This is a genomic window from Herbaspirillum sp. C7C2, from assembly GCF_022627865.1.
In the GTDB taxonomy this organism is placed as follows: domain Bacteria; phylum Pseudomonadota; class Gammaproteobacteria; order Burkholderiales; family Burkholderiaceae_D; genus Herbaspirillum; species Herbaspirillum frisingense.
Window position 1 is genome coordinate 74294 of the sequence record NZ_JABXGI010000015.1, and the last position, 22349, is coordinate 96642.

Sequence of the window (22349 nt, forward strand, 5' to 3'; positions counted from 1 at the left end):
CTTGATCTTTCGTAGTCCCGCCTTGCAGCACCGATAACAAAGAAAACGACATGCATCCGACCATCGCCAAGCACGCTTCACGCTCCGAATTCCTTACCGTACGCGGCCTGCGCTATCACATCCGTCACTGGGGCGACCCGCAGGCGCCCAAGATCTTCATGTTCCACGGCTGGATGGATATGTCGGCCTCGTTCCAGTTCATGGTCGACGCGCTGCAGCGCGAGTGGCACGTGATCGCGCCCGACTGGCGCGGCTTTGGCCTGAGCGAGCGCAGCCCGGCAGATGCCTACTGGTTCCCTGACTACCTGGCCGATCTGGAGGCCATCATCGACCACCATGCGCCCGGGGAAGCCATCAACCTGCTGGGCCACAGCATGGGCGGCAATGTGGTGACGCTCTATGCCGGCCTGCGCCCGGAGCGCATCGCCCGCCTGATCAACCTGGAAGGCCTGGGCCTGCCCACGGCCAAGCCTGAGCAGGCGCCGGGAAGGTTTGTGCAATGGCTGGACGAGATCAAGAACCCGCCACTGCTGCGCGGCTATGACACGCTGGAAGAAGTGGCCATGCGCCTGCAGAAGAACAATGCGCGCCTGTCCGACGAGCGTGCCGCTTTCCTGGCACAACACTGGGCGCAGCAGGATGGCAGCGGACTGTGGCAGATCCTGGGTGATCCGGCGCACAAGCAGGTCAGCCCCATCCTGTATCGGGTGGACGAGATGATGGCCTGCTGGGGCCGCATCACCGCGCCGGTGCTGTGGATCGAAGCGACCGACAGCGACATCGGTCGCTTCTTCGGGCCGGCCTCGCTCAAGCGCGAGGAAATCGACCGTCGTATCGCCTGCATCCCGCGCACCCAGGTCGAGATGATCGACCAGGCCGGCCACATGCTGCACCATGACCAGCCCGAGCGGCTGGCGCAGCTCATCGAGACCTTCCTGGCGCAGCCGGCCTGAGCGGGGCAGGGTGGAAGGGCGTAGAATGGAGACATTCCAATCACCCCGCATTCCCTGATCGGCGGCAGCCACAAGCGACCGGCCCGAGTCATCGCGCATTCCTATGTCTGAGCTCAAGTTCGACCTGCATTGCCACTCCAACGTCTCGGACGGCCTGTTGCCGCCGGAGGAGGTGGCCGCGCGTGCCAAGGCCAACGGCGTGGGCGTGTGGGCGCTGACCGATCACGACGAAGTCGGTGGCGTGGCGCGTGCCCGCGCGGCGGCGCAGGCGCTGGGCCTGCAACATGTGGGCGGGGTGGAAATCTCGGTCACCTGGGCCGGGCAGACGGTGCACATCGTCGGCCTGCGCATCGACGAGACCAACCGCGCGCTGGTCGAGGGACTGGCCGCCACCCGCAACGGCCGCGAGCGCCGCGCCCGCGAGATCGCCCAGGCGCTGGACCAGTACGGCATCTGCGGCGCCTATGAAGGCGCGCTCAAGCATGTGGGCAACCCGGACCTGATCTCGCGCACCCACTTCGCCCGCTATCTGGTCGAGTGCGGCCAGTGTGGCGATACCAAGGAAGTGTTCGCCAACTACCTCACCGAAGGCAAGCCGGGCTACGTGCCGCACCGCTGGGCCACGCTGGAAGAGGCGGTGCGCTGGATCCGCGGGGCCGGCGGGGTGGCGGTGATCGCTCACCCGGGCCGCTACAAGTACAGCCAGACCCAGTTCGGCGCGCTGTTCGATGAATTCAAGCAGTTCGGTGGCGCCGCCATCGAGGTCAATACCGGCAGCCATACCCCCGAGCAGTATCAGGAATACGCCCAGGTGGCGCGCAGCTACGGCTTCCTGGCGTCGATGGGCTCGGACTTCCATGGCCCCGGCGAGTCGCGTGTGGACCTGGGCGGCCTGCCGGCCTTGCCGACAGGGGTCAAGCCGGTGTGGCACGACTGGGGCCTGTAAGTCCGGGTTCCCGGGCGGGCCTGCAGGTTGGTGAAAACTGCAGCCATGGCCGAGCTTGCCCTTGATTTCCGGGGCTGGACTCCTATCTAGGGCCTGTTCACATTTAATCTGCGAGATGCGTTGGCGCCAGAAGGCGTGGTGGCAAGGCGCGCGCCAGGGCTGGTGGTGGTGCCACCAGCCCTGACGTGCAACGCCGCCAGCGCGCCTTCTGGCGCCAACCCTCCGGGAGAGGCCGCCAAGCGTCGCCTGCCGTTGTTGCAGCTCCTTGCCGTAGCACCACTACGGCGCGTCGCTGCGCCTAGGCAGTCAACGCTTGGCGACCTCTCGCACTCGTAGATTAAATGTGAACAGGCCCTCCCCACTTTCCCGATAGGAGTTTTCCCCATGAAACGCATCTTGTTGTTTATTGCGACCAATATCGCCGTGCTGGTCGTGATGAGCGTCATCTTGTCGCTGTTGGGCGTGGACCGCTTCCTGACCCGGTCCGGCCTGAACCTGCCGATGCTGCTGGTGTTCTCGCTGGTGGTCGGCTTCACGGGCTCCATCATTTCCTTGCTGATGAGCAAGAGCATGGCCAAGTGGTCCACCGGCGCCAGGGTGATCGAGACGCCCATGAACGGCACCGAGGCCTGGCTGCTGCAGACCGTCGGCAAGCTGGCCCAGCGCGCCGGGATCGGCATGCCGGAAGTGGCAGTCTATGACGGTGAGCCCAATGCCTTCGCCACCGGCGCGTTCAAGGACTCGGCCCTGGTGGCGGTGTCCACCGGGCTGCTGCAGGGCATGACGCAGGACGAGGTGGAAGCCGTGCTGGGTCACGAGGTGGCACACATCGCCAATGGCGACATGGTCACCATGACGCTGATCCAGGGTGTGGTAAATACCTTCGTAGTGTTCCTGTCGCGCGTGGTGGGTTACTTCGTCGATTCGGCCCTGCGCCGCAATAACGACGAATCCGGTCCCGGCATCGGCTATACCGTGACGGTGCTGGTCTGCCAGATCGTCTTCGGCATCGGTGCTTCGATGATCGTGGCCTGGTTCTCGCGCCACCGCGAGTTCCGCGCCGACGCCGGCGCGGCCCGACTGCTGGGTACGCCGCAGCCGATGATCAATGCGCTGGCGCGGCTGGGCGGTTTCTCGCCCGAAGGCCTGCCGCAGAACATGGCGGCCCTGGGCATCAGCGACAAGCCCGGCTTCATGGAACTGTTCTCGACGCATCCGCCGCTGGAACAGCGCATCGCCGCCCTGCGCGGCCAGCGTTAAGCCCGGCGGGCGGCGACAACGGCGGTGGCGACACCGCCGTTGTGCTTTTTACGAATTGAAAGCGATTTGGTATTGGAAATGGAAACGGAAACCGCATCATGAGCCAGTTTTTCGAGATTCACCCCGACAACCCGCAACTGCGCCTGATCAAGCAGGCGGCGCAGATCATCCACAAGGGCGGCCTGGTGGCCCTGCCGACCGACTCATGCTACGCGCTGGTCTGCCAGCTCGACAACAAGGATGCGGTGGAGCGTGTACGTCGCATCCGCGGCGTGGACGACAAGCACCACCTGACCCTGCTGTGCCGCGACCTCTCCGAGATCGCCCAGTACGCCAAGGTCGACAACCGCCAGTACCGGCTGCTCAAGGCCGCCACGCCGGGGGCCTATACCTTCATCCTGGAAGCTACCAAGGAAGTGCCGCGCCGCCTGTCGCATCCCTCGCGCAAGACCATCGGCCTGCGCGTGCCGGAAAACCGCATCGCCCACATGCTCCTGGAAGAACTGGGCCAGCCGCTGCTGGGTACCACCCTGATCCTGCCGGACGAAGACCTGCCGCTGACCAGCGCCGACGATATCCGCAGCCATCTGGAAAAGCAGATCGACCTGGTCATCGACAGCGGCGCCTGCAGCCTGGAGCCGACTACCGTCATCGACCTCACCGACGATGAACAGCCGGTGCTGGTGCGCCAGGGCAGGGGAGATGCCGGCATCTTCGGTCTGCAGGCCGCCTGAGCCGGCGATTTCTTGTATCAACAGCCCGCCGGGCTTGAATTCCCAAGCGCCATGTTGCCCCTCTGATAAAATCCCCGCCCATGAACGATCTCATCCAGACTGTCGCGGTCTACGCGCTGCCCGTGCTCTTCGCCATCACCCTGCACGAGGCGGCGCATGCCTATGCCGCCAAGTTCTTCGGCGACAATACCGCCTATTCCATGGGGCGCATGAGCCTGAACCCGCTCAAGCACATCGATCCCTTCGGCACCATCCTCATCCCCATCCTGCTGTACTTCGCCACCAGCGGTGCCTTCCTGTTCGGCTATGCCAAGCCGGTGCCGATCAACTTCGGCCACCTGCGCAAGCCCAAGCGCGACATGGCCTGGGTCTCGCTGGCCGGTCCGGCTGCCAATTTCCTCATGGCACTGCTGTGGATGATTGCCATCTACGCCCTGGCGCTGGGGGGCGTGCAAGAAGAATTCTTCACCCTCATGGCCAAGGCCGGTGTATTGACCAACCTGGTGATGTTCGCCTTCAACCTGTTCCCGATCCCGCCGCTGGATGGCGGTCGCATCCTCACCAGCCTGTTGCCCAACAAGTACGCCTATAAATTCGCCCAGATCGAGCCCTATGGCTTCTTCATCGTCATGGCGCTGGTGCTGCTCAAGGTGATCTATACCTGGTGGATGGCACCGGTGATGTACGGTGCCGGTCTGGTACTGCAGTTGATTACCTATCCGATCACCTTGCTGTTCCACTGACTGAAGCGGCCAACGTGATGATCCGCATGATTTTCCCTCCTTACCACCTAGCCTACTGCCATGTATCCTGATCGCGTCGTCTCCGGCATGCGCCCCACCGGCGCGCTGCACCTGGGCCACTATCATGGCGCCCTGAAGAACTGGGTCAAGCTGCAATCCGAATTGCCCTGCCTGTTCTTCGTGGCCGACTGGCATGCACTGACCACCCATTACGACGATCCCTCGGTGATCGAGACCAGCACCTGGGAAATGGTCATCGACTGGCTGGCGGCCGGTGTCGATCCGGCCCAGGCGACGCTGTTCATCCAGTCGCGCGTGCCGGAACATGCGGAGCTGCACCTGCTGCTGTCCATGGCCACCCCGCTGGGCTGGCTGGAGCGCGTGCCCACCTACAAGGACCAGCAGGAGAAGCTGGCCGATCGCGACCTGGCGACCTATGGTTTCCTCGGCTATCCGCTGCTGCAGGCGGCCGACGTGCTGATCTACCGCGCCAGCCAGGTGCCGGTGGGCGAGGACCAAGTGCCGCACATCGAGATCATGCGCGAGATTGCGCGCCGCTTTAACCATCTGTACGGCAAGGAAAAAGGATTCGAGGAAAAGGCCCTGGCCGCGACCCGCAAACTGGGCAGCAAGCGCGCCAGGCTGTACCTGGAGCTGCGTACGCAATTCCAGGAAAAGGGCGACGACGAGGCGCTGGAGCAGGCCAAGGCCATGCTGGACGATGCGCAGAACCTGTCGATGATCGATCGTGAACGGCTGTTCGGCTATCTGGAAGGCAGCCGCAAGCTGATCCTGACCGAGCCGCAGGCCATGCTGACCGAGGCCTCGCGCCTGCCGGGGCTGGACGGCGCCAAGATGTCCAAGAGCTATGGCAATGCCATCGCCCTGCGTGAAGACAAGGAGTCGGTCACCAAGAAGGTCAAGACCATGCCGACCGACCCGCAGCGGGTGCGCCGCAGCGACCCGGGCGATCCCGAGAAATGCCCGGTATGGCAATTCCACCAGGTCTATTCCCCGGCGGACGTGAAGGATTGGGCGGCCAAGGGTTGCCGGTCGGCCGGCATTGGTTGCCTGGAATGCAAGCAACCGGTGATCGATGCCATCCTGCAGGAGCAGCAACCGATGCTGGAGCGCGCGCAGCCTTATCTGGACGACCCCTCGCTGGTGCGCGCCATCGTTGCCGATGGCTGCGAAAAGGCCCGCAAGCTGGCCCAGGACACCATGCGTGACGTACGCGAGGCGATGGGGCTGGGCTATTGAGCTCCGGCAAGTCCGACCGGTGAGGGCGAAAACCTGCGTTCTTCCCGTATTTTTACGCCGGCCTTCATCTGAAGCACCGGCAAAATTGACCTGTTGAGGCGTCTATCCGCTACAATCAGGCCTTTATTTTGACCATTACCTAAAGCACGCACACCATGATCAAGGGTAGCATTGTTGCAATCGTCACTCCCATGCATCCGGACGGCAGCCTCGATTACGATGGCCTGCGCAAGCTGATCGACTGGCATATCGCCGAGGGAACTGACAGCATCGTCATCGTCGGTACCACCGGCGAATCGCCCACCGTCTCGATGGAAGAACACTGCGAACTGATCAAGGTCGCGGTCGAGCACACGGCCAAGCGCATCCCCATCATCGCCGGCACCGGTGGCAATTCCACCGCCGAAGCGATCGAACTGACCGCCTTCGCCAAGAAGGTCGGTGCCGATGCCTCGCTGCAGGTGGTGCCGTACTACAACCGTCCGACCCAGGAAGGCATGTACCTGCACTTCAAGACCATCGCCGAAGCGGTGGATCTGCCGGTGATCCTGTACAACGTGCCCGGCCGTACTGTCGCCGACATGAGCAACGAGACCATCCTGCGCCTGGCGCAGGTCAAGGGCATCGTCGGCGTGAAGGATGCCACCGGCAACATCGCCCGCGGCACCGACCTGATCCGCCTGGCGCCCAAGAGCTTCGCGGTCTACTCGGGCGACGACGCCACCGCCATCGCGCTGATGCTGTATGGCGGCGCCGGCAACATCTCGGTTACCGCCAACGTCGCCCCGCGCGACATGCACGAACTGTGCGTGGCCGCCATGAGCGGCAACATCGCCCGTGCCGTGGAACTGAACAACAAGCTGCTGCCCCTGCACAACAAGCTCTTCGTCGAACCCAACCCGGTGCCGCTGAAGTGGGCCATGCAGGAAATGGGCCTCATTCCCTCCGGCATGCGTCTGCCGCTGGCGCCGCTGGGAGCGGCTTACCACGACACCGTGCGCGCGGCCCTGCGCGAGTCCGGTGTATTAAAATAATCGGCTTGGCCGCTTTGGCGCAGGTCTCCTGAAATCCGATTCCGCTTTCAATAGTAACGATATGACTAATAGCAAGAACGTTCGTCCGGTATCCCGCTCCGCGTACACAATTACCCAACGCAGTATCGTCATCGCACTGGCGCTGGCCGGACTGGCAGGATGTTCCTCCATCGGCAACATGCTCGAAGGGGACCGTATCGATTACAAGAGCGCGGAAAAGGCCCGTGGCCCGCGTCTGGAAGTGCCGCCCGACCTGACCCAGCTGCAGCGCGACAACCGTTATTCCATCCCCGAGGCCAACAAGGGCGTGGCGACCGCATCCGGCTACCAGCTGGAGCAGCAGAACAAGCCGACCACCGAAGTCACCTCCGTGGCACCGACTGCCAAGGGCGACGAAATCCGCATCGAACGCGACGGTTCGCAGCGCTGGCTGGTGGTCAAGCAGAGCCCGGAACAGCTGTGGTCGCAGATCAAGGACTTCTGGCAGGACAACGGTTTCCTGATCAACGTCGAATCGCCCGATACCGGCGTCATGGAAACCGACTGGGCCGAGAACCGCGCCAAGATTCCCCAGGACTTCATCCGCAACACGCTGGGCAAGGTGTTCGATTCGCTGTATTCCACCGGCGAGCGTGACAAGTTCCGCACCCGCCTGGAACGCGGCCCCAACGGCACCACCGAGATCTTCATCAGCCATCGCGGTGCCGAGGAAGTGCTGACCGGTTCGGCCAAGGAAACCTCGGTGTGGACCGCACGTCCCTCAGATCCGGGCCTGGAAGCCGAATTCCTGTCGCGCCTGATGGTGCGCCTGGGTGCTGAAGAGACCAAGGCCAAGGCCGCCGTGGCCAATGCTCCGTCGCTGCAGGCACGTTCGCGTCTGCAGAAGGGTGTGGCGGGCACCAGCGTGCAAGTCGATGAAGGCTTCGACCGCGCATGGCGCCGCGTCGGCCTGGCGCTGGATCGCGTCGGCTTCACCGTGGAAGACCGCGATCGCAGCCAGGGCATCTATTTTGTCCGTTACGTCGACCAGAACCAGGACGCCAAGGACAAGAAGGATGACGGTTTCTTCTCGCGCATCTTCAGCTCCAAGGACAAGGACAAGAAGGCCGCCAAGTACCGCATCGTGGTCAAGGGCGCCGGTTCCGACAGCAGCAATATCACCGTCCAGAACGGCGAGGGTGGTCCGGATACCTCGGGTATTTCCGACAAGATCCTGGGCCTGCTCAACGAGCAACTGAAGTAATCAGGACCCGGGGCTCAGATGAAGTTCGCGAGCCTCGGTAGCGGCAGCGAAGGCAATGCGCTGCTGATCTCGGCCGCAGCCGGCGACCAGCGTCCCTCCTCGGGGACCACGGTCATGCTGGACTGCGGCTTTACTTTGCGCGAAGCCGAAAAGCGTATCCTGCGCCTGGGGCTGGACCCCTCCGACGTCGCCGCCATCGTCGTCACGCACGAGCACTCGGATCACGTCAGTGGCGTGTTCAAGTTCGCGCGACGCTATCGCATTCCGGTCTGGCTCAGTTATGGTACCTGGCAGGCGGTGGCCGAGCAGGCTGCCGATGTCGATGTGCGCTTCTGTGCCGATGGTCAGAAGATTGCCATCGGCGATCTTGAATTGTCCCCCTATACCGTTCCGCATGATGCCCGGGAGCCCATCCAGTATGTGGCCGGCGACGGTGACCGGCGCCTGGGCGTATTGACCGATGCCGGTCAGCCGACCGCGCACCTGGTGCAGGCGCTGGGCGCTTGCGATTCGCTGCTGCTGGAATGCAATCACGACCGCGAGATGCTGGATCGCTCGCCCTATCCCGCCTTCCTCAAGCGCCGCATCGGCGGCGACTACGGCCACCTGGCCAATGACGCCAGTGCCGACATCCTGCGCCTGCTCGACAAGAGCCGGCTCAAGCGCGTCATCGGCGCTCATCTCAGCCAGCAGAACAACACGCCGGAACTGGCGCGCGCGGCGATCGAAAGCGTCCTCGGGCCGACCTTCGGTGGCATCGGCATCGCCTGCCAGGCAGAAGGCTTCGCCTGGCTGGACGTCTGATCAAACGCGAGCCGGTCAGCGTTCTGTCAGATCTTCCTGCGGCGCGGCAGAAACAATTTGTTTCTCTTTCCTGCGGCCTGCGGCTCAATTGCTGCGCATTCATTCCTTGTTGGTCGCATTGACGCGCATATCCATCGGGCGACAGCAAGAGATTGCCAAGGCCTGCTGGATACGCTGTCAGTGCTTTGTCAGTCCGATGGGGCAATCAGCGTGCTGCAATGGCTTGTAGCGCGTTCTGATGCGTTCTGGAGGGATTGGCGAGGGGGGGCAGGAGGACAGATGTCCGCCGCCTGAACTGGCCTGGACGTGTCGAAGAGTGCGGGGAAAATCTGGACGAAAAAAAACCGGTCTTGCGACCGGTTTTTCTGACAATAATCCGAAGATTACTTGGCAGGAGCGGCTTCAGCCGGCTTTGCGTCAGCGGCCGGAGCAGCGTCAGCAGGCTTGGCAGCGTCAGCAGCCGGAGCAGCGGCGTCAGCAGCCGGGGCAGCAGCAGGAGCGGCATCAGCCGGCTTTGCGTCAGCAGCAGGAGCTGCAGCGGCAGGAGCTTCAGCAGCGGGAGCAGCAGCAGGTGCAGGAGCTTCTTCCTTCTTGCCGCAAGCAGCCAGGGCAACAGCCAACAACGAAGCGATCAACAGAGTCTTTTTCATGAATATTCCTTCAATATTTAAAAATTGTGCGATGAATAATTACCGGTAATTATCGCTCTACTGGGAGGCTTTCGCCGCAGGCTAAGACCTTGCGGTCGGGCTTCGGTTCTTGCTTCTTTTTACTGCCGAAACATCTCCGGACAACGAAAACTTCTCAGCCCATCATTATAGCTATTTTTTTCCGAAATCACACCGGCGCCTATCTTTTTCGTAAGAATTTGTAAGTTCTTACATCTAAAACCATGCGCCCGGAAGGCCTTTGCTGGAGCCGGTTCCAGAGATTTCCTAAAGTGATTTCGAGGTCGCTTCCACTTAAAGTTGAAGCATTCTCAAACAAATTCGATCCAGCCACTTTCATACCACTGGTGGAGCGCTTCCAGCAGGTCTTCCGAGGCCAGCGCGAGATCGGTTTTTTCGAGTGCGCGGGCGTCCGCCAGACGAGCAAGAATCGTCTTGTCCTGACGTCCGACCTGGAAGGACTCGCCATTGATGAACACGTGCGAGCCGCGATACAGCATGCGGGTCTTGCGATGCAATACCAGACCACGTTTCTTGGCCCCCTGGAAAAAGCGAGCAAAGGAGATTTCCTCGCCGCGTGGCTCGAAGAAAACGCTGGGTTTCGGCTCCGACAGATGTTCGCCCAGGAAGATGGTGATGTCGTCGTCGGTGAAGCGGATCTTGTTGAGTTCGTCGCGGATGCGCGTGATCATGTCCGCCTGCAATTCGGCCGGGCGGGCGCTGGTCTTGAGGTCCGGATCGGCATAGCGGCCGGGCAGATCGATGGTATCCATCATGAATTCCAGGAAGGATTCGCCCAGTTCCTGGTAGGCCGGTGCGCGGAAACCCACCGAATAGGTCATGCATTCACCCACGGCCACGCCGTCATGGGCGTAATGCGGCGGCAGATAGAGCATGTCGCCGGGTTCCAGGATGAATTCTTCTTCCGGCTGGAAGTGGCTCAGGATCTTCAGTGGCACGCCTTCTTCCAGCGTCAGGTCATTCTGGGCGCTGATGCGCCAGCGGCGCTGGCCATGGGCCTGCAGCAGGAACACGTCGTAGGAATCGAAGTGCGGACCGACACCGCCGCCGTCGGTGGCGTAGCTGATCATCAGGTCATCCAGGCGCGCATCGGGTACGAAGCGGAACTGGCGCAGCAAGGCATCGGCCGCGGGGTGATGCAGGTTCACGCCCTGTACCAGCAGGGTCCAGCCCTTTTGCTTCAAGGGCGGGAGCTTGTTGAACGGGCCGTGCTGCATGTCCCAGCCATCTTCGCGATGGGTGATCAGGCGCGACTCGACGTCCTCGTGCCGGGCCAGGTCGAACAGTTCCTGGCGCGGCAGGGGCGCGGAAAAACCGGGAATGGCATTGCGGATCAGCAGTGGCTTCTTGTGCCAGTAGTCACGCAGGAATTGGGCGGGCGTGATGCCGCCGAGCAGATCGAGTTTTTTCATGCCCGCCATTATAGGCGTCGGGGCGCGGCCGTACGGCATCGGCGGTGGTGAAGTTTGATGCAGGTATAATTCCCGGGTCGAGAAACCGTTTGAAAGAGTCCTTGCCTCGCGGGAATGGCAAGGGGATGGTTCTTAGGCCCCAACCCGGGTGGCAGGTGTCCCGCGCGACCAGACCGCAATACCTGCCGCTCCCGCACCACTATCGATACAAAGGACCCTTACGATGAAGATCGCAAAGAATACCGTCGTTTCCGTCAACTACAAGCTATCGGATGCCCAGAACAACCTGATCGAGCAGAGCAGCGAGCCGATGGTCTACCTGCACGGCGGTTACCAGAACACCCTGCCCAAGATCGAAGAAGCACTGGACGGCAAGGAAACCGGCTACAGCACCACCATCCAGGTCGAACCGGAAGATGCCTTCGGCGAATACGACTCCGAGCTGGTCAAGATCGAACCCGTCGAGCGTCTGCCGCAGCCGCTGGAAGTAGGCATGCAGTTCGAAGGTTCGCCCGACGACGACAGCGAAGAATCGGTCATCTTCACCGTCACCGAAGTGGCCGACGGCAAGGCCGTGCTGGATGGCAACCACCCGCTGGCCGGCATCGCCCTGCGCTTCGAGCTGAACGTGACCGAAGTGCGTGCCGCCTCCGAAGAAGAAGTCGCCCACGGCCACGTGCATGGCGCCCATGGTCATCATCACCACCATGATGAAGATGACGGCGAAGCCGGCGATCATTTCCGTAGCCAGCCGCTGAACTGATTGCTGAATGGATGGCTGCAGGGTGATCCAGGCAGCCGACGCTGAGGCAGCAGATCAAGCAAGAAGACAAAACGCCCGCAGAATTATTCTGCGGGCGTTTGTTTTTTCTGAGTCAAAAGGAAGGGGAGGCCCTTCTAGCGCCGCTCTCCATCGGCATCCGCGACGGCGAACAACTGGGGCAGGTGATCGTCCACCACAACCTTGAGCCAGCGCTCCCCCACGCCCACATTGCCGAGGTTGCCCGTCCACAGGATGTGCGCCGGGGCCTTGGCGTTGGGCGCCTGCGCATGCACCACCAGCACGCGACCGGGGAACTTGCCGGCCAGTTCGGAGAACAGGCGCCGCGTCTCCGCAAAGCCGTCGCGCTGGGTGCGGAAGAAGGAGCGTCGCGGTGGCGGGCCAAAGGGATTGCCGTCGCTGAAGAAGACGATGGCCGCGCTCTTCTTCAATGCCGCAAAGGCGAACAGGTGCTGCAGCCAGTTGCGGTTGGCGATCAGCCTGTCCTCGAACTCGTTGTTGCGGCCGCCGTCGAGCAGGAAATGATTGTTGCCGGCCGGCAGATTGACGGTGGCGAAGAGCACGTTGCCGACTTCCCAGCGGGTGTTCTCGGCATAGCTGCGGAACTTGGGCGTGAGCGACTGGCGCAACATCGGCAGGCGGGTGGCCCCCAGCGAGAATTCGCCGGCATAGAAGATGTCGCGCATGCGCGCCAGTCGTTCGATGGCATCCGAGCGGTTTTCGCGGTCGCGGCAGGTGATCCAGTCGCTGCCGGCCAGCGACAGGAAGATACCGTTCTGCGCCTGCGACAGCATCTCGTGACGCTGGCTGTAGAGATTGTCGTCGCAGCTTTCCGAGGGCGACTTGATGCCGTTGACCACCACGAAGGCCAGGTTGTCGGCATCGGTCTCAGCAATCTCGCGCCGCAGTTTTTCCTCGCCGGCACTGCCAGCCAGGGCATGATTGATGACGCCGAACGAGAAATCCTGCGGCGCCGCCCAGCCGCGACCGGCCACCAGGGCGGTGGCCACGGTCAGCAGGGTGTACAGCAGGATGCGTGGGACCGGGCGGCTCGTCATGCAGTCTCTCTGCGGTGGTAGGGGGGCTGACCGGAGGCAGCCTACTATTGAGCCCGGCTCAGGGCCTTGAGCTGATACAGCGCCTCCAGCGCCTGGCGCGGCGTGAGGGCGTCGGGGTCGATGCCGTCGAGCGATTGCAGCAGGGCCTGGGCCAGCGGATCGGGTTCGACCACCGCAAGGGCGTTGCGTTCAGCCAGGGCATCCTGTTGCTTCACGTCCGACTCCGATTCCATGAAGGCGGGCGCACTGAAGAGGTCAAACTGCGGCGTCGGTTGCATGGACTGGCTTTCCAGCGCCGACAGGTGCTTGCGGGCCGCGCGGATCACCGGCGCCGGCACGCCGGCCAGTTGCGCCACCTGCAGGCCGTAGCTCTGCGAGGCCGGGCCGCTTTGTACCGCGTGCAGGAAGACGATGCTGTCCTTGTGCTCCACCGCCGAGAGGTGGACGTTGGCCGCCGTGGGATGGATGTCCGGCAACTGCGTCAGTTCGAAATAGTGGGTGGCGAAGAGCGTAAAGCTGCGCGTCACGTCGATGAGGTGCTTGGCGATGGCCCAGGCCAGCGCCAGGCCGTCGAAGGTGGAGGTGCCGCGCCCGACCTCGTCCATCAGCACCAGCGAATGCTCGGTGGCGTTGTTGAGGATGGAGGCCGATTCGGTCATCTCCACCATGAAGGTCGAGCGCCCGCCGGCCAGGTCGTCGGCTGCACCGATACGGGTGAAGATGCGGTCGATGGGGCCGATCACGGCACCGCTGGCCGGCACGAAGCTGCCCACGTAGGCCAGCAGCGTGATCAGCGCTACCTGGCGCATGAAGGTCGATTTACCGCCCATGTTGGGGCCGGTGATCAGCAGTAGCTTGCGTTCGGCCGCCAGCTGGCAGTCGTTGGCGATGAAGCGTTCGATCTGGTTTTCCACCACCGGGTGGCGGCCCTGCTCGATCTGGATGCAGGGTTCGTCCACCAGCTGCGGCGCGCACCAGTTGTTGCGCACGGCATGGTCGGCCAGGGCCACCAGGGTGTCGAGCTGGGCCAGCGCGTGGGCGATGGACTGCAGGCGCAGGATGTGCTCGCCCATGTCGCCCAGCAGCTGTTCATAGAGGAACTTCTCGCGCGACAGCGAGCGTTCCTGCGCCGACAGCGCCTTGTCCTCGAAGGCCTTGAGCTCGGGGATGATGTAGCGCTCGGCGTTCTTCAGCGTCTGACGGCGGCGGTAGTCTTCCGGCACCTTGTCGGTCTGGCCGTGGGTGACTTCGATGTAGAAGCCATGCACCTTGTTGTATTCCACCCGCAGGTTGGCGATGCCGGTGCGCTCGCGCTCGCGGGCCTCCAGTTCCAGCAGGTACTGGCCGGCGTTTTCGGACAGGCCGCGCAGTTCATCGAGTTCCGCATCGAAGCCGCGTGCGATCACGCCGCCATCGCGCACCATGGCAGCCGGTTCCAGCATGATGGCGCGTTCCAGCAGGTCCAGGCATTCCACCGGCGTGGCCAGGTCTTCATGCAGCTGGCCCAAGAGTGGCGCATCGGCGTCACGTCCGCACATTTCCACATAGGCGCGCAGCGAGCCCAGTTGTTGCAGGCCGGCGCGCAGGCCGGCCAGGTCGCGCGGACGGGCCGACAGCAGGGCGATGCGGGTGGTGATGCGTTCGATGTCGGGCACCGCCGCCAAGGTGGCCGACAGGCCCGAGCAGGCGTCCGTGCGCATCAGCGCATTGATGGCCGCATGGCGCGCCCGCGCCACCCGCTGGTCGCGCAGCGCGTGATGCAGCCAGTGGCGCAGCAGGCGCGAACCCATGGCGGTGCGGCAGTGATCCAGCGTGGAGAACAGGGTGGGTGCCAGCGCATTGGCATCCTGCGCGCGGATGGTTTCGGTCAGTTCGAGGTTGCGGCGGGTAGCGGCGTCCAGGCCGATGAATTCGTTCTCGGATTCGACCGTCAGCGTGCGTACGTGCTGCAGGCCGCGCCCCTGGGTGGATTGCGCATAGCGCAGCAGCGCGCCGGCCGCGCAGATCGCCGGGCCCAGGCCATCGGCGCCGAAGCCGTGCAGGGTGGCCACGTTCAACTGTTCCAGCAGGGCCTTTTCTCCGCTGGGCTGGTCGAAATGCCAATCCGGCACCGTCACCGCGCGGCTGGGCAGGAGCGGCTCGCACAGTTCCAGCTGGCCATCGGCCACTAGCACCTCGGCCGCCGAGATGCGTTCCAGTTCCTGCTTCACGCGGCCGTCCAGCAGGGTGGTCTCGACCGTGAATTCCATCATCTTCAGCGCGCCACTGGCCATGGACAGCCAGGCCAGGCCCACCTGCATCTGCTTGCGTGACTTGGAGGGCAGCAATTGCATGGCCAGCAGGCAGCGTTCGGCCTTTTCGGGCAGCAGGTCAGAGTCGGTCAGGGTGCCGGGCGTGACCACCCGTACCACCTTGCGCTCCACCGGCCCCTTGCTGGTGGCGGGATCGCCGATCTGCTCGCAGATCGCCACCGACTCGCCCAGCTTGATCAGCCGCGCCAGGTATTGCTCCACCGAGTGGAAGGGCACACCGGCCATCTTGATCGGATTGCCGTTGGAGGAGCCGCGCTGGGTCAGGGTCACGCCCATCAGGCGCGAGGCCTTCTCGGCGTCGTCGAAGAACAGTTCGTAGAAATCGCCCATGCGGTAGAACACCAGCGTGTTGGGGTGATCTGCCTTGATGCGCAGGTACTGCTGCATCATCGGCGTGTGGGCGGCGAGGTCTTTGGTCATTGGTCACTCATGGCGATGCGAGGATCGCGTCTTGCAAGTTCGGGAAGGCGCTTGCCGTGCGGGCAGGTCCGGATCGGGCGGGATCGACGGGCCGGGGCTGACGGCAGGGAGTCCATCAGGCGGCCTGGCAGGCAGGTCGCCAGAAATCAAAAATGCGGACCGTGGTCCGCATGCTTGAGCCGGGATTGTACGCGCTTGGCCGGGTGCAGCCAAGCATGCGGGCGGGCAGTGACCGGATTGGCCGGTGGGTTCAGTCGAAGGAAATGACGATCTTGCCCGCATGTTCGCCCCGTTGCATGCGGGCAAAGCCTTCCGCCGCCTGCGCCAGCGGGAAGCTGGAGTCGATCAGGGGCTCGATGCGGTGCATGGCCATCATCCGGATCATGGCCTCCAGTGCGGCACGCGAGCCCACCACCACGCCCTGCATGCGGATCATGGGGCCGATCAGCTGGCGGATGTTGAGCGGGGTCTCCATGCCGCCGACGAAGCCGATGACACCCACAAAGCCATTGAAGCGCACCGCCGTGAGCGATTCGCCCAGGCTGCTGCCGGTGGTCTCGACCACGATATCCACGCCGCGCCCCGCGGTGGCGGCGCGCACGGCCTGGCCCCAGGCTGGGGTCTGGCGGTAGTTGATGACGGTGTCCACGCCCATGTCGCGCATCAATTGCGCCTTCTCGTCCGTCGAGGTCAGGCCGATCACCCGTGCGCCGGCGGCGCGGGCGAACTGGGCCGCGAACAGGGCCACTCCGCCGGTGCCTTGCACCAGCACGGTCTGGCCGGCCTGCAGGCCGCCTTGCTGCAGACAGGACCAGGCGGTCAGGGCGGCGATGGGCAGGGTGCTGGCCTGGGCGTCGGAGAGGTAGTCCGGCGCGGCCACGGCGTCTTCGGCCGGCACCACCACGTAGTCCTGCAGCACGCCGGTCAGCGGCCCGCCCAGGCTGCCGCTGCTGCGTTGCTCGGGCGTGAGCGCGCCATCGCGCCAGCCCTGGAGATAGACCGGGATGACGCGATCACCAGGCTTGAAACGGGTGACATCCTCGCCCACGGCTTCGACCACCCCACAGGCATCCGAACAAGGGGTATAGGGCAATGGCAGGGAAGGCATGTAGCCGCCGCAGAGGATGGCGAGGTCGCGATAGTTCAGGCTGGCGGCCTTGACCTTGACCAGGATCTCGCCGCGTCGGGCTGTCGGGGTGGGCAGATCGACCAGGCTCAGACGGTCGATGGCGAAGGCGTCGGCTTGCAGGGCTCTCATGCGCACGGTCTCCTCGGAAGGTGAAGCAATGGGATGGCGCAGTCTAGCAAAATCGCTGCCGGCGTGTCGGAGCGCAAAAAAACAGGCGGCCACCGAAGTGGCCGCCTGCCCAGTCCGCAGGGGGTGGACGGACTGTGGGGGGAGGGGGAGCGGGTATCGTCAGTGCGCCGAGGAGGTATCGGCCACGCGGCTGGGTTTGGGCGCCAGCCACACTGCCAGGGCGGCCAGCGAGAAGGACACCGCCGCCATCATGAAGATGTGATTGGTGGCCAGCATCACCGCCTGGTTCTGTACCGTCTGTGCCAGCGAGGCGGTGGCCTGATCGGGGCTCATCCCCGCAGCCACCATGCTGTTGACGGCTTCGCCACCGCGATCGACCAGGCCGGACAGTTCGGCATGGAAGAAGGTCGCATCGTTCTCCCAGCTGGTGTTGACGATGGAGGTGGCGATGGCGCCGGCCATGGTGCGGCAGAAACTCATCAAGCCAGCCGCCGAGGCGGTTTCTTCCTCATTGACGCTGGACAGCGCCAGACCGGTCAGCGGCACGAAGAACAGCGGCAGCCCGATGCCCTGCAGGAACAGCGGCCAACCGATCTGGAAGAAGGACATGTCGGTCGTGTTGAAGGCGCGCAGGAAGGTGATAAAACCCAGCCAGGTCACACCGATGCACACCAGCTTGCGGGCATCGATGGTGGTGGACATCTTGGCCACCATGGGCGCCGTCATCACCGCCAGGATGCCGGTCAGGGCCGAGATGCAGCCCGACCAGGTGGCGGTATAGCCCATGTAGCCCTGCAGCCAGAGCGGGGTCAGCACCACCGAGCCGAAGAAGGCGCCAAAGGCCAGGCAGATGGTGGTCACGCTGGCCGTGAAGCCGCGATGACGGAATACCCGCAGGTCGACGATGGGGTTGCGTTCGGTCAGTTCCCAGATCAGGAATGCGATGAAAAACACCACCGCCGTCACCGCCAGCAGCACGATTTCAGTCGAAGCGAACCAGTCCTTTTCCTTGCCTTCATCCAGCATCAGCTGCAGCGCCGCGACCCACACCACCATCAGGATCAGGCCTACGCGATCGATCGGCAGCTTGAACATCTTGGTTTCAAAGCGCTTGAGCATGCGCCAGCCGAGGTAGCCGCAGATCAGGGCCACCGGCACGTTGATCCAGAAGATGTAGGGCCAACTGTACTGGTCGCACAGCACGCCGCCCAGGATCGGGCCGGCAATCGGCGCCACCAGCGTGGTCATGGCCCACAGGCCTACCGCAGCGGGCGCCTTTTCCTTGGGGAAGATGCGCAGCAGCAGGGTCTGCGAGAGTGGCATCAGGGGGCCACCGGCCAGGCCCTGCATCACGCGGAAGGCGATCAGCATGCCCAGCGAATTGGCCAGGCCGCACAGGGCCGAGAACAGCCCGAACATGACCATCGACAGGATGAAGACGCGCACCGTGCCGAAGCGGTTGGCCAGCCAGCCGGTCAGCGGCACCGTGATGGCTTCGGCCACCGCGTAGGAGGTGATGACGTAGGTACCCTGGCTGGTGGAGGCACCAAGCGCACCGGCGATGGTCGATACCGAGACGTTGGCGATGGTGGTATCGAGCACCGCGATGAAGTTGGCCGCCGCCAGCAGGATGCCGGCGCCGACCAGCTGGGCGCCGCTCAGTGGCGCTTCGAACAGCGCCGGCTGGGCGGTGGGAGGAGGTGTGGGCGGAGATGCGGGCGGCGAGCCGGCATCTGCGCTGAGTGTGGATGACATGGGAAACCTCTTCTTCTCGTGGGGCCTGGCTTACAGCGCGGCGGCCTTGGTCTCGGTGTTCTGCGCGCTCTTGGGCTGGGCGTCGCCGACCTGGATCTGGCCGCGGGTATCGATCTCCACCACCATCGACAGGCCAACCGACAGCGGGCGCTGCGCCAGTTCCTTGGGATCCAGCGAGATGCGCACCGGCAGGCGCTGGACCACCTTGATCCAGTTACCGGTGGCGTTCTGCGCCGGGATCACGGCAAAGGCCGAGCCGGTACCGCCGGAGAGGCCCGTGACCACGCCGTGGTATTCCACCGAGCCGCCGTAGAGGTCAGCCTTCATGGTCACCGGCTGGCCGATGCGCACCTTGGTCAACTGGCCTTCCTTGAAGTTGGCGTCCACGTGCATCTGCTGCAGCGGCACCACCGACAGCAGGGTGGCGCCACTCTGCACGCGCTGGCCGACCTGCACCTGGCGGCGGGCGATCACGCCGTCGACGGGGGCGCGCAGGACGGTACGTTCCAGGTCCAGGCGGGCCTGGTCGAGCTTGGCGCGGGCCAGTACCACTTCGGGGTTGTCTTCCACGGTGGTGTTGGCAGTCAGCACCGTGCTGGCCTTCTGCGCACCCTGGGTGGCCTTGATGTTGGCGCGTGATTGCACTTCGGCCGCGTCGGCTGCCTTCAGGTTGGCCTGGGCGGTCAGCAGGGCGGTGCGGGCGTTGCTCAATTCCTCGCCCGAGACCGAGCCCGACTTGGCCAGCGCTTCGCGGCGCTGCAGGTCGATCTCGGCACGCTTGAGATCGGCCTGGGCCGACAGCAACTGCGCACCGGCGCGCTTCTGCTCGGCTTCGCGGGCCAGTACCTGGGCTGCCAGGCCGGCGTCATTGGCGAAGAAGCCCTTGACCTTGCGCTCGGTGCGGTCCAGGTCGGCAGCCGCCTGGTCCACTGCCAGCCGGGCGTCGGCGTCGTCGATGCGCACTAGCACCTGGCCCTTCTTGACGGCCTGGGTATCGACCACATCCACGGCCGACACGATGCCGTTCACGGCCGGGGTGACGGTGGCGATCTCGGTGGCGGTGTAGGCATTGTCGGTCTCGACATAGCGCGAGCCGATCAGGTACCAGTAGGCGCCGTAGCCGACGGCCGCGATGGCGACCACGCCACCGAAGATGGAGAAGAGCTTCTTGCGCTTTTGCGCGGCCGCAGCCTGGGCGGCGGCTTCATTGCGTTGCTTGGCGTCGTCGGCCAGGGTCTGGGTCGCTTGGGAATCGCTGTGGGACATGATGATCAACCTTTCGCTTGCGTATTTGGCATATCGGTATGGGGCGCGTCGGCGCTGTTCTGGCGGCTGCTGTCGGAGGTGGCGCGGTAGCCACCGCCGAGGGCGCGCACCAGCGCGACATCCAGGGTGAACATGCGCGAGCGCAGATCGGAGAGCTGGCGCAGGTTGCTGATGAGCGTGTCCTGCGCATTGAGTACGTCGAGGTAGTTGGCCAGGCCGCCGTTGTAACGGTTGCTGACGATGCGATAGGCCTCCTCGGCTGCATCGGCGGCGGCTTGCACGTCGGCCAGGCGTCCGGCCAGGGCTTTTTCGCTCACGCCGACATCGGCCACGTCCTGCAGGGCCTGGGTGACGGCCTGGTCGTAGTTGGCCACGGCTTCGTCATAGCTGGCGCTGGCCGAGCGGAATTGTCCGCGCAGGCGACCGCCGTTGAAGATCGGTAGCGAGATCGCCGGGCCGACGCTGCCGATGTCCGAACCGCTGCGCGTGAGCATATCGATGCCCAGCGACTGGAAACCGAAGTAGGCTGTCAGGTTGACGTTGGGATAGAAGGCTGCGCGCGCCACCTTGATCTGCTTGCCGGCGGCTTCTGCACGCAGACGTGCGGCCACGATGTCGGGCCGGCGGCCCAGTAGTTCTACCGGCAGTTGCGCCGGCAGGGCGAAGGGCTTGGACAGGTCGATCTGCGGGCGGACCAGTTGCAGGCCACGATCCGGCCCGGCGCCCAGCAGTGCGGCCAGCTTGTTGCGCTGCAGGCCGATGGATTCGTCGGTGGCCTTCAGGTCGGCCTGGGCGATGGCGCGACGCGCTTCCATCTGCTTGACCGAACCGCGCGTTTCCAGGCCGTTGCCGAAGCGCTGGTTGAACAGGTCCAGGCTTTCCACCCGCACCTTCAGGGCGGCTTCGTTGGTATCGCGCTGGGCGTAGAGCTGGGCCAGGTCGGCATAGGCCGAGGCAATCGAGGTGGCCAGCGTGATGCGGGCCTGGGCGGCATCGGCGCGGCTGGCTTCCAGTTCCGAGGTGGCCGACGCCAGTGCGGCGCGGTTCTTGCCCCAGAAGTCGATCTCGTAGCTGAAGTCCAGGGTGGCGCGGGTTTCGTTGTTGTAATTCTTGGGGACGAAATCGGGCGGCACGCCATTGTTATAGGACTGCTTCATCCGGTCCAGCGACGCGTTGGTGCTGATCTGCGGATACAGCGCCGCACCCTGCTGCTGGGCCGCGCCTTCGGCCTTCATCAGCCGCGCCTTGGCCACGGCCATGGAGGGTGCGCCTTGCAGGCCTTCGGCGATGAGCGCATCCAGTTGCGCATCGCCATAGACCTTCCACCACTGGTCGCTGGGCCAGGCGGCCTGCACTGCGGTGGCCGCCAGCGTCTGGCTTGCTTGGTACTGTGCGATGGATTTGGGTTCGGCGCGTGGGCCGAGATCGGTGAAGGAGGCGCAGCCTGCCATGAGTGTTGCCGTCAGCACGGCGGCCGAGGCCGTCACGGCCCGCCGCCAGGGCTGAGGACGTCGCGGCGACGGCGAACGCTGACCGTGGAGAGATGAATTGTTATTCATGTTCGTGGAGTGTGGAGTGAACAACTGAAACAGAAATGCCTGTTTTTAAAACTGTACAGTTCAGTATAGTATTTGGTTTTATGAATAGTCAAGACTCATTGCGAGAAATTACTCATCTTTGTACGGCAATGCCGCAACAGCGAATTTGGACGGGCAATTGATGTGAATCTGGCGGCTTTGGATGGCTTCTCCGCCTATAATTCGACATTGGCCGCAGCAAGCACCGCGATGCCGGCCGGCACCACAGGAAAATTCATGCGCAAGAAAAGTGAAGAACGCCGCCAGGCAATGATTGATATCGCTGCCGAGGTGTTCAACGAAATCGGTTTCGAAGCAGCCTCGATGGCGGAAATCTCGGCCCGGGTCGGCGGTTCCAAGGCCACGCTCTACAACTATTTCAACTCCAAGGAAGAAATCTTCGTGGAGGTGATGATGAAACAGGTGGGGTGCCAGTTCGAAGAACTGTTCATGGCCCTACGCAACGAAGACGATCTGAAAACCGGTTTATTGCGTCTGGCGACGCATTATTTGAGTGTGGTGTTCCGGCCCGAGGTGATCGCCGTCAAACGGTTGGCCTCGTATTACGCCGGCAAGTCCGATCTGGGCCCCATGCTCTACGAGCGCGGCCCCCGTCGTGGCTGGACCCGCATCGCCGAGTTCCTGAAGGTCAAGATGGACGAGGGCACGCTGCATGGCGGCGATCCCTGGATCGCGGCCATGCAGTTCCGGGGCTTGATGGAGGCGGAATGGATGGAGATGCGCGTGCTCAACGTGGTCACCGAAATCACGCCGCAACAGCAGCGCGAATCGGCCGAGCGGGCGGTCCAGGCATTCATCTACCTGTACCAGCCACGCTGAGGCG

Annotated in this window: 19 protein-coding genes; 11 read left to right on the forward strand and 8 right to left on the reverse strand. The window is 63.8% G+C overall.

Annotation, left to right across the window (positions count from 1 at the left end; all coding sequences use genetic code 11):
* Window positions 1–50 precede the first annotated feature (50 nt).
* The 9 genes from HWE04_RS17660 (at window position 51) to HWE04_RS17700 (ending at window position 8977) form a co-directional block, all read left to right on the forward strand.
* Window positions 51–953, forward strand: coding sequence for an alpha/beta fold hydrolase (locus tag HWE04_RS17660; RefSeq protein ID WP_241813230.1), 903 nt, complete (start codon window positions 51–53; stop codon window positions 951–953).
* A gap of 103 nt (window positions 954–1056) precedes the next feature.
* Window positions 1057–1899, forward strand: a complete 843-nt coding sequence (locus HWE04_RS17665) for a 3',5'-nucleoside bisphosphate phosphatase (protein ID WP_077236343.1) — start codon at window positions 1057–1059, stop codon at window positions 1897–1899.
* A gap of 384 nt (window positions 1900–2283) precedes the next feature.
* On the forward strand, window positions 2284–3159 hold the full coding sequence (htpX, locus tag HWE04_RS17670; RefSeq protein WP_006462704.1) for a protease HtpX: 876 nt from the start codon (window positions 2284–2286) through the stop codon (window positions 3157–3159).
* A gap of 98 nt (window positions 3160–3257) precedes the next feature.
* On the forward strand, window positions 3258–3893 hold the full coding sequence (locus HWE04_RS17675; RefSeq protein ID WP_077236344.1) for an L-threonylcarbamoyladenylate synthase: 636 nt from the start codon (window positions 3258–3260) through the stop codon (window positions 3891–3893).
* 80 nt (window positions 3894–3973) lie between these two features.
* Complete coding sequence (locus tag HWE04_RS17680) at window positions 3974–4636, forward strand: site-2 protease family protein (RefSeq protein ID WP_006462702.1); 663 nt, start codon at window positions 3974–3976, stop codon at window positions 4634–4636.
* 60 nt (window positions 4637–4696) lie between these two features.
* Window positions 4697–5896 (forward strand): tryptophan--tRNA ligase, encoded by a 1200-nt coding sequence (locus HWE04_RS17685; protein ID WP_180670329.1) that lies wholly within the window; start codon window positions 4697–4699, stop codon window positions 5894–5896.
* A 155-nt stretch (window positions 5897–6051) separates the two neighbouring features.
* Window positions 6052–6930: a 4-hydroxy-tetrahydrodipicolinate synthase gene (gene dapA / locus HWE04_RS17690; RefSeq protein ID WP_006462700.1), complete on the forward strand. Its 879-nt coding sequence runs from the start codon at window positions 6052–6054 to the stop codon at window positions 6928–6930.
* Between the two features lie 61 nt (window positions 6931–6991).
* Window positions 6992–8173: an outer membrane protein assembly factor BamC gene (bamC, locus tag HWE04_RS17695; RefSeq protein WP_039874893.1), complete on the forward strand. Its 1182-nt coding sequence runs from the start codon at window positions 6992–6994 to the stop codon at window positions 8171–8173.
* A gap of 18 nt (window positions 8174–8191) precedes the next feature.
* Window positions 8192–8977 carry an MBL fold metallo-hydrolase gene (locus HWE04_RS17700; RefSeq protein WP_006462698.1) on the forward strand — a complete coding sequence of 262 codons (786 nt, stop codon included), beginning with the start codon at window positions 8192–8194 and terminating at the stop codon, window positions 8975–8977.
* A gap of 383 nt (window positions 8978–9360) precedes the next feature.
* On the opposite strand, the gene HWE04_RS17705 is transcribed toward HWE04_RS17700, so the two are convergent.
* A complete protein-coding gene (locus HWE04_RS17705) occupies window positions 9361–9627 on the reverse strand; it encodes a hypothetical protein (protein WP_039874891.1) in 267 nt (88 codons plus the stop codon).
* Window positions 9628–9956: 329 nt separating this feature from the next.
* Window positions 9957–11078, reverse strand: coding sequence for a ribosomal protein uL16 3-hydroxylase (locus HWE04_RS17710; protein WP_241813231.1), 1122 nt, complete (start codon window positions 11076–11078; stop codon window positions 9957–9959).
* 223 nt (window positions 11079–11301) lie between these two features.
* On the opposite strand from HWE04_RS17710, the gene HWE04_RS17715 reads away from it, so the two are divergent.
* Window positions 11302–11841, forward strand: a complete 540-nt coding sequence (locus tag HWE04_RS17715) for an FKBP-type peptidyl-prolyl cis-trans isomerase (protein ID WP_006462695.1) — start codon at window positions 11302–11304, stop codon at window positions 11839–11841.
* A gap of 134 nt (window positions 11842–11975) precedes the next feature.
* On the opposite strand, the gene HWE04_RS17720 is transcribed toward HWE04_RS17715, so the two are convergent.
* The 6 genes from HWE04_RS17720 to HWE04_RS17745 all read right to left on the reverse strand — a co-directional run bounded on the left by HWE04_RS17720 (window position 11976) and on the right by HWE04_RS17745 (window position 21487).
* Window positions 11976–12917 carry a hypothetical protein gene (locus HWE04_RS17720; protein WP_241813232.1) on the reverse strand — a complete coding sequence of 314 codons (942 nt, stop codon included), beginning with the start codon at window positions 12915–12917 and terminating at the stop codon, window positions 11976–11978.
* Between the two features lie 44 nt (window positions 12918–12961).
* Complete coding sequence (gene mutS, locus HWE04_RS17725; RefSeq protein WP_241813233.1) at window positions 12962–15649, reverse strand: DNA mismatch repair protein MutS; 2688 nt, start codon at window positions 15647–15649, stop codon at window positions 12962–12964.
* Window positions 15650–15899: 250 nt separating this feature from the next.
* Window positions 15900–16907 (reverse strand): zinc-dependent alcohol dehydrogenase family protein, encoded by a 1008-nt coding sequence (locus HWE04_RS17730; RefSeq protein WP_241813234.1) that lies wholly within the window; start codon window positions 16905–16907, stop codon window positions 15900–15902.
* 159 nt (window positions 16908–17066) lie between these two features.
* Window positions 17067–18662, reverse strand: a complete 1596-nt coding sequence (locus HWE04_RS17735; protein ID WP_241813235.1) for a DHA2 family efflux MFS transporter permease subunit — start codon at window positions 18660–18662, stop codon at window positions 17067–17069.
* A gap of 30 nt (window positions 18663–18692) precedes the next feature.
* The gene (locus tag HWE04_RS17740; protein WP_241813236.1) at window positions 18693–19928 is read right to left on the reverse strand and encodes an HlyD family efflux transporter periplasmic adaptor subunit; all 1236 of its coding nucleotides are present in this window, start codon (window positions 19926–19928) and stop codon (window positions 18693–18695) included.
* 5 nt (window positions 19929–19933) lie between these two features.
* Window positions 19934–21487 carry an efflux transporter outer membrane subunit gene (locus HWE04_RS17745; protein ID WP_274620165.1) on the reverse strand — a complete coding sequence of 518 codons (1554 nt, stop codon included), beginning with the start codon at window positions 21485–21487 and terminating at the stop codon, window positions 19934–19936.
* 255 nt (window positions 21488–21742) lie between these two features.
* On the opposite strand from HWE04_RS17745, the gene HWE04_RS17750 reads away from it, so the two are divergent.
* Entirely contained in the window at window positions 21743–22345 is a 603-nt protein-coding gene (locus HWE04_RS17750) for a TetR/AcrR family transcriptional regulator (protein WP_241813238.1), read from the forward strand.
* Window positions 22346–22349: the final 4 nt, after the last annotated feature.

Coding starts and splice junctions, on each gene's coding strand:
- HWE04_RS17730 (WP_241813234.1), bottom strand. CDS start 16,907: ATGAGAGCCCTGCAAGCCGACGCCTTCGCCATCGACCGTCTGAGCCTG.
- bamC (WP_039874893.1), top strand. CDS start 6,992: ATGACTAATAGCAAGAACGTTCGTCCGGTATCCCGCTCCGCGTACACA.
- HWE04_RS17685 (WP_180670329.1), top strand. CDS start 4,697: ATGTATCCTGATCGCGTCGTCTCCGGCATGCGCCCCACCGGCGCGCTG.
- HWE04_RS17665 (WP_077236343.1), top strand. CDS start 1,057: ATGTCTGAGCTCAAGTTCGACCTGCATTGCCACTCCAACGTCTCGGAC.
- HWE04_RS17720 (WP_241813232.1), bottom strand. CDS start 12,917: ATGACGAGCCGCCCGGTCCCACGCATCCTGCTGTACACCCTGCTGACC.
- HWE04_RS17735 (WP_241813235.1), bottom strand. CDS start 18,662: ATGTCATCCACACTCAGCGCAGATGCCGGCTCGCCGCCCGCATCTCCG.
- HWE04_RS17740 (WP_241813236.1), bottom strand. CDS start 19,928: ATGTCCCACAGCGATTCCCAAGCGACCCAGACCCTGGCCGACGACGCC.
- HWE04_RS17710 (WP_241813231.1), bottom strand. CDS start 11,078: ATGAAAAAACTCGATCTGCTCGGCGGCATCACGCCCGCCCAATTCCTG.
- HWE04_RS17705 (WP_039874891.1), bottom strand. CDS start 9,627: ATGAAAAAGACTCTGTTGATCGCTTCGTTGTTGGCTGTTGCCCTGGCT.
- HWE04_RS17750 (WP_241813238.1), top strand. CDS start 21,743: ATGCGCAAGAAAAGTGAAGAACGCCGCCAGGCAATGATTGATATCGCT.
- htpX (WP_006462704.1), top strand. CDS start 2,284: ATGAAACGCATCTTGTTGTTTATTGCGACCAATATCGCCGTGCTGGTC.
- HWE04_RS17700 (WP_006462698.1), top strand. CDS start 8,192: ATGAAGTTCGCGAGCCTCGGTAGCGGCAGCGAAGGCAATGCGCTGCTG.
- HWE04_RS17660 (WP_241813230.1), top strand. CDS start 51: ATGCATCCGACCATCGCCAAGCACGCTTCACGCTCCGAATTCCTTACC.
- HWE04_RS17675 (WP_077236344.1), top strand. CDS start 3,258: ATGAGCCAGTTTTTCGAGATTCACCCCGACAACCCGCAACTGCGCCTG.
- HWE04_RS17715 (WP_006462695.1), top strand. CDS start 11,302: ATGAAGATCGCAAAGAATACCGTCGTTTCCGTCAACTACAAGCTATCG.
- HWE04_RS17745 (WP_274620165.1), bottom strand. CDS start 21,487: ATGAATAACAATTCATCTCTCCACGGTCAGCGTTCGCCGTCGCCGCGA.
- mutS (WP_241813233.1), bottom strand. CDS start 15,649: ATGACCAAAGACCTCGCCGCCCACACGCCGATGATGCAGCAGTACCTG.
- dapA (WP_006462700.1), top strand. CDS start 6,052: ATGATCAAGGGTAGCATTGTTGCAATCGTCACTCCCATGCATCCGGAC.
- HWE04_RS17680 (WP_006462702.1), top strand. CDS start 3,974: ATGAACGATCTCATCCAGACTGTCGCGGTCTACGCGCTGCCCGTGCTC.